Annotated in this window: 9 protein-coding genes; 7 read left to right on the top strand and 2 right to left on the bottom strand. The window is 60.6% G+C overall.

Features of this window, described 5'->3' with window-relative positions; all coding sequences use genetic code 11:
* Window positions 1-73 precede the first annotated feature (73 nt).
* The 5 genes from glnT (at window position 74) to B0G74_RS43985 (ending at window position 6,123) form a co-directional block, all read left to right on the top strand.
* On the top strand, window positions 74-1,462 hold the full coding sequence (gene glnT, locus B0G74_RS44005; protein WP_243658601.1) for a type III glutamate--ammonia ligase: 1,389 nt from the start codon (window positions 74-76) through the stop codon (window positions 1,460-1,462).
* A gap of 11 nt (window positions 1,463-1,473) precedes the next feature.
* A complete protein-coding gene (locus B0G74_RS44000) occupies window positions 1,474-2,382 on the top strand; it encodes a glutamine amidotransferase family protein (RefSeq protein ID WP_132384119.1) in 909 nt (302 codons plus the stop codon).
* Entirely contained in the window at window positions 2,370-3,059 is a 690-nt protein-coding gene (locus B0G74_RS43995; RefSeq protein ID WP_132384117.1) for a protein glxC, read from the top strand. The genes B0G74_RS44000 and B0G74_RS43995 overlap by 13 nt, the downstream gene beginning before the upstream one ends.
* A 50-nt stretch (window positions 3,060-3,109) precedes the next feature.
* Window positions 3,110-4,471, top strand: coding sequence for an FMN-binding glutamate synthase family protein (locus tag B0G74_RS43990; RefSeq protein ID WP_132384115.1), 1,362 nt, complete (start codon window positions 3,110-3,112; stop codon window positions 4,469-4,471).
* A gap of 290 nt (window positions 4,472-4,761) precedes the next feature.
* The gene (locus B0G74_RS43985) at window positions 4,762-6,123 is read left to right on the top strand and encodes an ammonium transporter (protein ID WP_207915841.1); all 1,362 of its coding nucleotides are present in this window, start codon (window positions 4,762-4,764) and stop codon (window positions 6,121-6,123) included.
* A gap of 1,120 nt (window positions 6,124-7,243) precedes the next feature.
* Here B0G74_RS43985 and B0G74_RS43975 read toward each other — a convergent pair.
* Together B0G74_RS43975 and B0G74_RS43970 are read right to left on the bottom strand one after the other, a co-directional pair.
* A complete protein-coding gene (locus tag B0G74_RS43975) occupies window positions 7,244-8,662 on the bottom strand; it encodes a four-carbon acid sugar kinase family protein (protein WP_132384109.1) in 1,419 nt (472 codons plus the stop codon).
* An 8-nt stretch (window positions 8,663-8,670) separates the two neighbouring features.
* Window positions 8,671-9,948: a ribulose-bisphosphate carboxylase large subunit family protein gene (locus B0G74_RS43970; RefSeq protein ID WP_132384107.1), complete on the bottom strand. Its 1,278-nt coding sequence runs from the start codon at window positions 9,946-9,948 to the stop codon at window positions 8,671-8,673.
* A gap of 256 nt (window positions 9,949-10,204) precedes the next feature.
* Here B0G74_RS43970 and B0G74_RS43965 point away from each other — a divergent pair, with 256 nt between their 5' ends.
* Window positions 10,205-11,092: a LysR substrate-binding domain-containing protein gene (locus B0G74_RS43965; protein WP_132384105.1), complete on the top strand. Its 888-nt coding sequence runs from the start codon at window positions 10,205-10,207 to the stop codon at window positions 11,090-11,092.
* A gap of 497 nt (window positions 11,093-11,589) precedes the next feature.
* Complete coding sequence (locus B0G74_RS43960) at window positions 11,590-12,615, top strand: MFS transporter (RefSeq protein ID WP_243658600.1); 1,026 nt, start codon at window positions 11,590-11,592, stop codon at window positions 12,613-12,615.
* The last annotated feature ends 248 nt before the right edge of the window (window positions 12,616-12,863 follow it).

Genomic DNA, 12,863 nt, shown 5'->3' with positions numbered 1-12,863 from the left:
CAGGCTCGCAGTGGGGTCGTGCAATGGGGCATGACTCGCCAATCAGCCAGCGATGGTGGTGCAAGGAGTGACGATGAACCTGAACGATGCGAGCAAGCTGCCGGTCAACGAGTTGGGTAGCGTGCCCCGCTTTGGCTCGGCTGAAGAGGCGCAGGACTACCTCACGCAACGCGGCGTGAAATACGTGTTGGCGCAATTCGTGGATATTCACGGGGTCGCGAAGGCCAAGTCGGTCCCGGTCGCGCATCTCAAGGGCGTACTGAAGGCCGGCGCCGGCTTTGCGGGCTTCGCGATCTGGGGCGTGGGTATCGAGCCGAACGGTCCCGACTACATGGCGGTGGGCGATCTGTCGACGCTCACACCGGTTCCGTGGCAGGACGGCCTCGCGCGAATCGTTTGCGATGGTCACGTCGACGGAGAACCGTGGGCATTCGATTCACGCGTCACACTGAAGCAGCAGGTCGCACGGATGACGCAACGCGGCTGGACGCTATTCACCGGACTGGAGCCGGAGTTCTCGCTGCTCAAGCGCTCGATGACGGGCGCGGTCGAACCGTGCGACCCGAGTGATACGCTCGCCAAGCCGTGCTACGACTACAAGGGGCTGTCGCGCACGCGCGTCTTCCTGGAAAAGCTCACCGAATCGATGCGCTCGGTCGGCATCGACGTCTATCAGATCGATCACGAAGACGCGAACGGTCAGTTCGAAATCAACTACACGTATACCGATTGCCTGACCTCGTGCGATCACTACGTGTTCTTCAAGATGGCCGCCTCCGAGATCGCGAACGAACTCGGCATGATCTGCTCGTTCATGCCGAAACCGTTCGCGAACCGTCCGGGTAACGGCATGCACATGCACATGTCGATCGGCGATGGCGAACGCAATCTGTTTTCGGACAAAACCGACCAACTCGGCATGGGCTTGTCCACGCTGGCCTACCAGTTCACTGCCGGTCTACTCGCGCACGCGCCGGCACTCGCCGCGCTGTGCAACCCGACCGTCAATTCCTATAAGCGTCTCGTCGTGGGCCGCTCGCTGACGGGTGCGACCTGGGCACCCGCCTACATCAGCTATGGCGACAACAACCGCTCGACCATGGTGCGCGTGCCGGGCGAGCGCATCGAATTGCGTCTGCCGGATGGCGCGTGCAATCCGTACCTCGCGACGGCGGCAGTGATCGCGGCGGGTCTCGACGGCGTGGAGCGCGAACTGTCGCCGGGTGCCCCGGCCAATGAAAATCTCTACGAGTGGTCGCCCGAAAAATTGCGCGAGCACCGGATCGGCATTCTGCCGCAGAACCTGGAACAGGCACTCGACGCGCTCGAAAGCGATCGGCTGATCTGCGACGCGCTGGGTCCGGTTGCCGACGAGTTCATCAAGCTCAAACGGATGGAATGGCTCGAGTACATGCGTCACGTCTCGGACTGGGAAATGAAAAGCTATCTGGAATTCTTTTAAGGGGTACGACTATGTGTGGAATCGTAGGCTTGCTGGTCAAGACACCGGCACTGCGTGCGCAACTCGGTCAGTTGATGGTGCCGATGCTGATCGGCATGACCGAACGCGGCCCTGACTCGGCCGGACTCGCCGTGTTCGGCAGCGCGGTCGCCGAAGGCCGGCGCAAGCTGAGCCTCTATGCGGGTTTTACGGAGGCTGGCAGCGACTTCGACTGGAACGCATTGCTCGACGCGCTCGATGGCGCGCTCAATGTGAACGCGCACGTCGAAGCGAAGGGCAATCATGCGGTGCTGACCGTGAGCGGCAACGTCGAGACCGTGAAGGCGTGGCTCACCGAGCGTTTTCCGAAGCTGTTCCTGCTGTCCACCGGGCGCTCGATCGATCTGTACAAGGACATCGGGTCGCCCGCCGAGGTCGCGCAACGTTACGACTTCTCGAAGCTGACGGGCTCGCATCTCGTCGGCCATACACGGATGGCGACGGAATCCGCGGTCACGCCGGATCGTGCCCACCCGTTCACGGCGGGTGAAGACTTCTGCCTCGTGCACAACGGCTCGCTGTCGAATGCGCATGGCGTGCGCCGCAAACTGGAGCCGCAAGGCATCCGCTTCGAAACGGACAACGATACCGAGGCCGCCTGCCGCTTTCTCGAGTGGCGTCTGCGTGAAGGCGATGAACTGCCGGTCGCGTTGCAGAAGGGCTTCGAGGAACTCGACGGCTTCTACACGTTCCTGATGGGCACCTCGACGGAGCTCGCGCTGATTCGCGACCCGTTCGCCTGCAAGCCGGCAGTCGTCGCTGAGAACGACGACTACGTCGCGATCGCTTCCGAGTTCCGTTCACTCGCGCACCTGCCGGACATCAAAAACGCCAGGGTATTCGAACCCGCCCCCGAGGAGATGTATGTATGGAAAGCATGAAGTTTGACCTTGAGGGGTCGTCGGTCCGCGAATTGAACCAGTACCTGCATGGTTCGAAAGAGGCGCTCGAAGGTGTGACGGTCGACATCGCGTCGCCCAACGGCGCGCACAACATTGCGGTGGGCGTCAACGCGCACGTCGCCATCACGGTGCAGGGACACGCCGGTTACTACGTGGGCGGCATGAACCAGCTTGCGACGATCACCGTGGAGGGCAGTGCCGGTACCGGCGCCGCGGAAAACATGATGAGCGGCAAGGTGCACGTGAAGGGCTTTGCATCGAACGGCGCGGGGGCCTCGGCCCACGGCGGGCTGCTCGTGATCGACGGCGATGCGGGCTTGCGCTGCGGCATCTCGCTCAAGGGTGGCGACATCGTGGTCGGCGGATCGGTGGGCAGCTTCTCGGCGTTCATGGCACAGGCCGGTCGCATGGTGATCTGCGGCGATGCGGGCGACGCCCTGGGCGACTCGTTGTATGAGGCCGTGCTGTACGTGCGCGGCGAGGTGAAGTCGCTCGGTGCGGATGCGCGGTTCGAGCCGATGACCGACGCGGACGTGACGGCCGTCGGCGCGCTGCTCGACGCGGCGGGGCTCGCGCACGACCCGCGCTCGTTCAAACGCATTGCATCGGCCCGCACGCTCTACCACTGGAACGCCGACGCGGACCAGGAATATTGAGCACCGGTTGAACCGGTAACCGAACACCCAGTTTATCGAGAAGGTCCCCCATGGAAGCCAAACCCATCTATTTCGCCCGCTTGCAACAGGAAGAGTCGCAAGGCTACGACCGCAAGACGATCGACTACATCCACACCGCCGCGCAACGTGGTCTCTATGAAATTCGTGGTTTGGGCGCCAAGCGCCGCGTGCCGCATTTCGACGATCTGCTGTTTCTCGGCGCTTCACTGTCGCGCTATCCGCTCGAAGGGTATCGCGAGAAATGTACGACGCAAACCGTGCTCGGCACGCGTTTCGCCACCAGGCCGGTCGTGCTGGATATCCCGATCACGATTGCGGGCATGAGCTTCGGCGCGTTGTCGGCGAACGTCAAGGAAGCACTCGGCCAGGCGGCCACCTCAATGGGCACGTCCACCACGACGGGCGACGGTGGTATGACGCAGGAAGAGCGCCGCTCGTCGAAGACCCTGGTGTATCAGTGCCTGCCGTCGCGCTACGGCTGGAATCCGGACGACGTGCGCCGTGCCGACGCCATCGAAATCGTGATCGGACAGGGCGCGAAGCCGGGGGGCGGCGGCATGCTGCTCGGGCAGAAGGTGAATCCGCGGGTCGCGGCGATGCGCACGCTGCCTGCCGGTGTCGATCAGCGCTCGGCAAGCCGCCATCCGGACTGGACCGGCCCCGACGATCTGGCGATCAAGATTCAGGAACTGCGCGAATTCACCGATTGGAAAACGCCGATCTACGTGAAGGTCGGTGCGACACGCACGTTCAATGACGTCAAGCTGGCTGTGCATGCGGGCGCGGATGTAGTCGTGATAGACGGTATGCAGGGCGGCACGGCGGCCACGCAGACCTGTTTCATCGAGAACGTGGGTATTCCGACCCTGGCGGCGGTTCGTCAGGCGGTGGATGCACTTGAAGATCTGAACATGAAGGGTACGGTGCAGTTGATCGTGTCGGGCGGCATTCGCTCCGGTGCGGACGTGGCCAAGGCGCTTGCGATGGGCGCCGACGCGGTCGCGATCGGGCAGGGCATGCTGATGGCGCTCGGCTGCAATAGCGATACGTACTTCCAGAACGGCGCGCTGCATCCGGCAATCGCGGATTATGCCGCGCTTGGCACTTCGCCGGGGTTCTGTCATCACTGCCACACCGGCAAATGCCCGGTCGGCGTGACGACCCAGGACGCGGTCCTCGAACAGCGTGTGCAGCCGGAAGAAGGATCGCGCCGCGTGCGCAACTACCTGAAAACGCTGAACATGGAACTGACGACAATCGCGCGCGCCTGCGGCAAGCAGAACGTGCATCACCTCGAACCGGAGGACCTCGTCGCGCTGACGGTGGAAGCCGCTGCCATGGCGCGCATTCCGCTCGCCGGTACGTCGTGGATTCCGGGGCAGACGTACTGATCGGTGCGGGATTCGACGCCCGGTGCGGGCTCGCCATGCGAGTAACGCCGGGCGTCGGGACTGTCGCGGAGGTTGATGCATTGTGTGCGGCGCTAACGGAGGACCGCGCCGCGGCGGTCGGGTATCGCCGCTGGTTTAGACCAGCGTAGCAGTCGCCATTGGATTCTGTTTTACCCCACACTCATCACGGTCACCGCCTGCTTGCGCATGGTCCATTGCGCACGAGCACGCCTCGACGTTTTCTACAGGATCGCGCAATGAAAAGACTGAACAGGGTTTTTGCGTTACTCATGATGCTGGCGTTCGCTGTGCCGGTGTACGCGCAGAACGCCGCAGCCGCACCAGTACCGAACAAGGGCGATACCGCCTGGATGATCGTCGCCACGCTGCTCGTCGTGATGATGGCCGCGCCGGGCCTCGGGCTGTTTTACGGCGGCATGGTGCGTGCCAAGAACATGTTGTCCGTGCTGATGCAGACACTCGTGGTGTTCTGCCTGCTTGGCGTATTGTGGGCCGTGTATGGCTACAGCATCGCCTTCACCGAGGGCAATGCCTTCTTCGGCGGTTTGAGCAAGGCGTTTCTTGCCGGCATTACGCCAGACTCGACGGCGTCGACGTTCAGCAAGGGTGTCGTGATTCCGGAATTCATCTATGTGTCATTCCAGTTGACGTTCGCGGCGATTACCCCGGCGTTGATCATCGGCGGCATCGCTGAGCGCGCCAAATTCTCCGCGGTGCTGCTTTTCATGGTGCTATGGTTCACGTTCTCATATCTTCCGATTGCACATATGGTCTGGTACTGGCCTGGTCCGGATGCCTACACGAGCGGTGCCGCGGGCGAGAAGGCGACCGCGACCGCGGGCTTCCTGTTCCAGAAGGGTGCGATCGATTTTGCGGGCGGCACGGTGGTGCACATTAACGCTGGCATCGCGGCGCTGGTCGGCGCGGTCATGATCGGCAAGCGTACCGGCTTCGGTCGCGAAACGATGGCACCGCATAACCTCACGATGACAATGGTGGGCGGATCGCTGCTGTGGGTCGGCTGGTTCGGTTTTAACGTCGGCTCGAACCTCGAAGCCAGTGGCGCGGCCACGCTGGCGTTCATCACGACCCTGCTCGCCACATGCGCGGCCACCGTATCGTGGACGCTGGTGGAATGGGTGCTGAAGAAGAAGCCGTCGATGCTCGGCGCGGTGTCCGGCGCGATTGCCGGACTCGTCGTGATCACGCCCGCATGCGGCTACGTCGGGCCCATGGGGGCGATCGTGATGGGCCTGATCGCCGGGGGCGTCTGCTACTGGGGCGTGAACGGGCTGAAGCGTCTGCTTGGTGTCGACGACTCGCTCGACGTGTTTGGTGTGCACTGTCTCGGGGGAGTTGTTGGCGCACTGCTGACGAGCGTGTTTGCGTCGCCGAGACTCGGTGGCACCGGTGTCTACGATTATGTCGCTAACAAGGTCGCCGACTACGATATGTTCGCCCAGTTGATCGCGCAGTGTTGGGGCGTGGGTATCTCCCTGGTCTGGTCGGCGGTGGTATCGATCGTCGCGTTCAAGCTGGTCGATATGACGGTCGGTCTGCGTATCGAACAGGAGGGTGAGCGGGAAGGACTCGACGTCAGTTCACACGGGGAATCTGCCTACCATTCCTGACGTTCGGCAGGGTGAAGGAGCTGGCTTTGGGGTGCAAAAATTGGCACTACGGGGCCGGTGACAAGGGGCAGCCATCAACTATTGGTACATGATGACGCCATCGCGTCGCGTTCCTCCGGCACGACAGTATGGCCGGTGAGTCGAATATTGGAGAACAGGAACCTGAGACGGTTACATTGCTGGCGACTGACCCTGGAACAACTCCAGCAGCTCCAGAAGACTGTAGTGAATCGATAGTTTCGGTAGACATACCGCTCCGCTCGACCAAGATCACCGTGGGATCCTGTTAGCCGCTGTGACGACGCCTGACCGGGATAAGCATTTATCCACTGCCTTATCTTAAGCTTCAGATAAGGCCAGATCCCGGTCGGGCCTCTGAAACGGGTTACAAGGACGATCTGCTCTTTATCGACTACGATCGGAGCAGGCGACCAGTCAATGCATCGCGAATGGGTGTCGGTCGCGTGCGGGAACCAACGGGCTCGTCGAGAAGCAGATCTACCCGAGTGCCAAAATACTGCTGTACGGCATCGGCCGTTCGGGCCGGAGGCGCGCCACTGGGGTTTGCGCTGGTTGAAACAAGCGCGCCACCGAACACGGTACATAAGTCGGCAGTGGGCTTATGCGCTGTCACCCGAACGGCAATGCCTGGATGACTTCCACTTAAGACAGCGCCTGCGCCCGGCGAGCGAGGCAATATCCACGTCTGGGCGCCTGGCCAACTCGCGAGGATTGCTGTCTGGGCCCCCCTGTCGAGCCGGTCCCAGTCAACGTAAGGCTTGATGTGCTCGAGCGTCGCTCCGATAACAATTAGTCCCTTTGAAGAATCGCGTCGCTTGAGACGAACCACTGCGCTGACTGCCTGGTCGTTTGAGGGATCGCACCCGAGGCCGAAGACAGCTTCCGTGGGATAGGCGATAAGCGCACCCGCGCGCAGTGCCTCAATGGCGGAGTCAACGGCCGCCAGATCCGAGAGGGAGAACTTCATCCTTTCCAACACACAGGTTGTGGCCATGAACTGGCAGCGCGGCAGCGGGATTGGTGTTCCAGATGCCTCCTGCTTGCTGCCCACTCATGGCCCTTGATACGCGTTTTGCCGTTCCGCGTCGGGGCGCGCATGTCACGCCAGACTTTTACGGGACACGCCATCGCGTGCGATGACGAAGAAATTCTCGTCGCCCATCTGGCCGCCCTTCAGCGCCAGCTGTAGATTGCGGAGGTGCGGTTTCTCCGAGATCACTCGACACAGCGGTGCTCCAGGCGCGAGCCGACCATCTATTTCGAGAGCATCCGGACCGAGAACCTGTGTCACCTGGCTCGATGTATCGCCACCTGACAGTACGAGCCGACCGAGGCATGCGGTTTCGAGCACGGCCTGGGCGATCGCGCCCAACCGTTGGCCGAGTAGACGGCCACCCAGGTGCCGCGCGTCATCAGGGGACGCACCTTGGGAGATGAACGAACCGAGCATGCTCGCAATGCGTGGATCTTTCGGTCCGCGCGCGGTGTGCATGACAACGCTTCGACCTTCGCGAATATAGTTGACGGTACGGTCGACGATTTCATCGGCCGCGTCCTTCCACCCGTCCGCGACCAGTGCCTTCGCGTCGATCGCGATGCCTTCGAAACCTGCCTCGATAGCCGTGTCAATTTGCGCTGCAGAAAGCGGTGACGCACTGCCTGACATCGCGAGGATCTGCTTCGCGGGCTCGATGTGGTCGTATGATCTAACGGCCTCCCGAAGCGTCCCAAGTTCGCGCCACCATTGCGTCAGGGCATATTCGACGCCTGATGATCCGATACTGAAGACGCGACCGGCGGAGTCAGCGTATCGCTCCAGTAGTCGGCCAACTTCAGTCAGATGATGGGCGGAACACGAATCCAGCACGATTCCAGCGTGTCCGCTGTCGAGAGACTCGCTCCACGCCAGATCGAGCTGGGGCCGGTCCTGTTCGAAGTTCGGAACAAAGAATCCCGTAAGGGGCAGGGTCGTCTGCATTCCGAGATGGCGTACCAAGTCTCCTTCGCTCATCGGAGTGACAGGGTGGGCGCTCATGATCGGATGTCGATCGATCCGATAGATCTGACCATCCGTGCCTGATCGCGCAAAGAGATTCCCGAAAGCGCAATATCGTTTCAGTGCAGGGGTGCCAGCGATGATAGGAATGGGACCGGAAGCGATGCTGTCTCTGGCAATCTCCATGACCTTTCCGATGCTTCCGATCGTCGGGCCGCTGTCGAACGTCGAACACACCTTGTAATGCAATATTGGCGTATCAAGATCGCGTAACGCGCGGAAGACTTGGGGCAGTGACTCGGCCATCTCCGCGGGGCTCATCCCGCGACTGTCGCCCGCTACACCAATCGCATCGAAGCCGCCGAGCTGTGCGAGCTGCGCGTTGCTTGGGGGCTTGAGAAACAGTGCGCATCGCAGCCCCGCGAAGGCCAGAACTTCCAGGGCATCCGTCGAGCCGGTAAAGTCGTCGCCGTAATACGCGAGCCGTAGCTTTATGTGTTGAAGTGGTTGCTTGTTACTCATACCTGGATTCAAGCGGCCTGGAAGTGCGAGAGCGCGGCGCGCAAGGCCGGGCGGGACTGGGCATAGGTTGTCAGGTCAACACCTTCAACCGCCGCCTCCCACGCTTCACGCATGCTGGCAACGCCCGCGGCGATGCCTTGCGGATGCCCAATGATGCCGCCACCGGCAAGGTGCATCAGATCGACCGAGCGTAATAGCGTGAAAAGATCGGGCGCCTGCGAAGCCCATTGCCCCGAAGAGAAGACGGGCATCAGGGACTGCACACCTGCGAACGGCGCGAGACAAGAACGCGCAGATTCAATCACTGATTCATCGGGCTCCCAGAACTTGCTGCGAAGACCGTTGACATGAAGGTGGTCGATACCTGCAAGTCGCCACAGCTTCTGATACGCGGTAAACGAAAAGCCCAACTGCGGACAGCGGGTGAGCGCACCCCAACCGTTCCGGTGGCCATGAATCGGCAGTTGCGCATGCTTCCGGAGATGCTCAACGCCCGCGAAGCCTACCCAGTTCACGCACACCATGACACAGGTGCCGCCTGCCTCGAGCACGGTGTCGTGGCGTTGCAACATTTCATCGATGGTGCCGGAGATGTTGATCGCGTACATCGGCATTCTTCCGAGGCGGTCCGCGTGCCGGTGCAATACGGGCATCACTGCTGCAAGGCGGTCATCGAAGGACGCATAGGCAGGGTCCACGAGAAGCTCGTCGTCCTTGATGAAGTCAATATCTGCGGAGCAGAGACTGTCGACGATTTTGGCCGTCTGATCGGGCAGCAGTCCGATACTTGGTTTGATGATCGTCCCGATGAGAGGGCGGTCATGGACCTTCGCCAGTTGCCGCGTGCCTTCGATACCGAAGCGCGGACCATGGAAAGTGCGCGCATAGTTCTCGGGAAATTCGATGTCGAGCAGACGAAGTCCCGTCACCTCGCCGAGTTCAAAGAGGTTGCCGGCGATCGTTGACAGCAGGGTCGGGAGATTCGTGCCGATGTTGTCGACAGGAAATGCGATTTCGATTTCACCTCTGTAGTACAGACTCACAGGTCCTTTACGCTGCGCAAATGCGCTGTGAAGCGACGGCTCAAAGACGGGCGGTAACGAGTTAACCTTCGTAACCCGCGCACGGGCACGATCCTTCAGCGCTTCCGTTTCTCCCGGCAGTGCCAGAAAGGTTCCACTTGACTGTTCGCCTGCGATCACCTCGGCCGCCTTCGCGATGGGGACCGAGCTTTCAACGAAGTAGCGTGCGGTAAATTCTGCGCGTGAGTGAGAAGTTTCGACCATTTTGTGACTCGTCGTCTGGGTGTACTGGCTGGGCTGATGCTGCGCTCAATCGCCGTGTATCGTGGTTTGAGACGTGCACCAGCCGTCGGGGTGTATGGCCAATATATGATTGACCCCGTGTCTCATCAAACGATATGATTTCCGACAGCTACGCAAAAAACTCACAATAGGCTGGCGGAGGGAGACATCGCCTTGGGCAGACTGACGAGTGGGGATGTTGCAAGCGCCCCCCCGTTGGCTATCCTTGGGATTCTGCATGCCTCGTGTCTCGTTAAACGCGCTCCGGGCGTTCGAAGCTACCGCCCGGCTCCATAGCTTCAGCGCCGCAGCTGACGAACTGTGTGTGACTCACGGCGCAATCAGCCGTCACATCCGCTCTCTTGAAGAGCAGCTAGGCGTGTTGCTGCTGCTGCGTAATGCCCATGCGACCGATCCGACGCCGGAAGGACTGCGCCTAGCAGAAGGTCTGACACGCGCATTCAATCTCATACAGGCAAGCGTTGACCAGCTCCAGCCTGGCCCGCTCACGCTGTCGTGCTCGTCGTCGATCATGATGTACTGGTTGCTTCCCCGACTGACGAAGCTGCACAAGAAGCATCCTTCGCTTGAACTAAGCTTTAATACGAGCTACGGAGAGGTCGATTTCTCCCGTGACAATATCAGTGTGGCGATACGGACGAATGCGATCAAGCCGGCAAAGGGGATCGAACCGATCTATCTGGTTGACGAGTACATTGGCGTCGTGTGTTCGCCTGAGTACATGCGGTCAACGCGGATCGCCAAGCCCTGCGATCTTGAGCGTGCAAGGCTTCTGACAACCAACACCCGCCCAGCCGCATGGAGCAACTGGTTCGAGGCCTCAGGCAACGCATTGGCGAACCCGCCAGTCATCGCAGAGTCTTTCGATCACTTCTATCTCCTGATTCAGGCTGCGAAGTGCGGTCTTGGTATGGCGGCCGTGCCGCGTATGCTGGTTCGTGATGAACTCGATTCTGCAGGTCTGGTCGCGCCTTTCGGGTTTGTACCAGGTCCACGACAACTGGTATTGTGGGTCGCTCCGCATGTAGAAACGCATCCCCAGACGATCGCGCTGGTGGAATGGCTTCGGGACGAGCTTCGCGAGACCGAAAGCAACGGCAAGTAGCACTGCAAGTGGTCTGACGAAAGCGAGTCTGTGAGTTTTCCTCTCCGAGTCCGGAAATCAAATCGTTTGGCCTGAAATTGCTCCGGTCATATATTGCATCGAACGGCTGGCATCGCTCTGCCGCCAACGCGCGCCAGCGCTGGCCGACGATGAATCGATACAAAGACGGAGACAATCATGCAAATTCCTTCCGCCTACACGGAAGCCAACGACGCGCACCTCGCCGATGAAGCTGACACGAGACGCATGCGCAATGTGATCTTTGGCAGCCTGTTTGGCACGGCGCTCGAAACATACGATCTGTACCTGTATGGGACTGCCGCCGCCCTGATTTTCGCACCGCTCTTCTTTCCCGGACAGGATGCTGCGGTAGCACGATTGCTGTCGCTTTCGACCTTCGCAATCTCCTTCATTTCGAGACCCGTGGGATCGCTTGTGCTTGGCACTTTGGCGATCGCATCGGTCGCAAGAAGCTGCTGTATCTCACGCTTATCACTATGGGGCTTTCAACGGCGGGAATCGGATTCTTGCCCACCTACGCTTCGGCCGGATTCTGGGCGCCATTGCTTCTGTGCGTATTACGCTTCATCCAGGGCTTCGCGTTTGCCGGTGAATATAGCGGCGCCGTATTGATGTTGCTCGAGCACGCACCCAGACGAAAGAGAGGGTTTTACGCAGGACTGAACAATGTGGGGCCTGTCTTTGGCTTCGTTCTGTCCTCCGGTCTTCTGCTTGCCGTGAATGCGTTCCTTACACGCGCCGAATTCTATTCGTGGGGCTGGCGAGTGCCATTTATCGCAAGTCTGCTTCTGTTGCTGATCGGCTTGTACGTGCGAAGCCGCGTTGCGGAATCGCCTGTTTTCGAATCGGCCGCGAAGGTCCGCACGCAAAGCAGTCGCCCCGACCGGGCACCGGCAGCACGCCTGTTCGCCGAGTATCCGCGCGAACTGCTGCTTGTATCCGGCGCGGTCATCTGCCACTTCGCGACTTTCTATCTGTTCACGGTGTTCTCGCTTAGCTATGGTCAGAGAGAGCTGGGTCTTTCGAATACGATGGTTTTGCTCGTGGTGATGCTGGCAATCTGCACCCATCTTGTCGCGGTTCCGTTTTCCGCCGCGTTGTCCGACCGCATTGGGCGGAGAAAGGCGATGCTGATCGGTCTTGGTGTGATTGCGCTGTCAGCCTTTCCATTCTGGTTTCTTTTCAGTACGGGGAGTTTCTTCCCGATGCTGCTTGGCTCGGCGCTGCTGATGACGGGCTACGGTCTTGTCTACGGGCCGGCACCGTCATTCACTGGCGAGGCTTTCGGACCGAGTGCGCGATTCACGGGCTTCGCGGTCGCCACCAATATAGGCGGCATCATCGGGGGCGGTACGGCGCCGATTGTTGGCGCGTACCTTCTCGGCCATTACCATTCACCATATCCGATCGCAGCGTACATCGTCGCAACGGCGCTGATTTCCGGGATCTGCGTTGCGCTTTCGAGGGAAACGAAGGACGCAGATATTCTGCACGACCGCTGATACGCCGGGCACACAGCTTCGGCGGTCCAAGGCCGGGCATGTCCCGGCCTGGGCCCTCGCGGTTCAGCGTCGATCGGAATTATTTCCAGTCCGTCTATGCATCCGGAGTCATCCGGTGCCACTTCGCATGTCCCGCGTTCGTCGTGACGGCGATCCCAAAACCTCCTGGCCTGCAGAAGACCAAGGCTACCGTTTGCTATGGCCGAAAGGTTCGTCTTCCTGCTTCCTGATGCAAGCCTGCGCATCAG

The organism is Paraburkholderia sp. BL9I2N2 (genome assembly GCF_004339745.1).
GTDB lineage: Bacteria > Pseudomonadota > Gammaproteobacteria > Burkholderiales > Burkholderiaceae > Paraburkholderia.
The sequence above is the reverse complement of the archived record's forward strand: the minus strand, read 5'-3'. Positions and strand labels throughout refer to the sequence as shown.

Coding starts and splice junctions, on each gene's coding strand:
- B0G74_RS43985 (WP_207915841.1), top strand. CDS start 4,762: ATGATGCTGGCGTTCGCTGTGCCGGTGTACGCGCAGAACGCCGCAGCC.
- B0G74_RS43960 (WP_243658600.1), top strand. CDS start 11,590: ATGGGGCTTTCAACGGCGGGAATCGGATTCTTGCCCACCTACGCTTCG.
- B0G74_RS43975 (WP_132384109.1), bottom strand. CDS start 8,662: ATGAGTAACAAGCAACCACTTCAACACATAAAGCTACGGCTCGCGTAT.
- B0G74_RS43965 (WP_132384105.1), top strand. CDS start 10,205: ATGCCTCGTGTCTCGTTAAACGCGCTCCGGGCGTTCGAAGCTACCGCC.
- glnT (WP_243658601.1), top strand. CDS start 74: ATGAACCTGAACGATGCGAGCAAGCTGCCGGTCAACGAGTTGGGTAGC.
- B0G74_RS43995 (WP_132384117.1), top strand. CDS start 2,370: ATGGAAAGCATGAAGTTTGACCTTGAGGGGTCGTCGGTCCGCGAATTG.
- B0G74_RS44000 (WP_132384119.1), top strand. CDS start 1,474: ATGTGTGGAATCGTAGGCTTGCTGGTCAAGACACCGGCACTGCGTGCG.
- B0G74_RS43990 (WP_132384115.1), top strand. CDS start 3,110: ATGGAAGCCAAACCCATCTATTTCGCCCGCTTGCAACAGGAAGAGTCG.
- B0G74_RS43970 (WP_132384107.1), bottom strand. CDS start 9,948: ATGGTCGAAACTTCTCACTCACGCGCAGAATTTACCGCACGCTACTTC.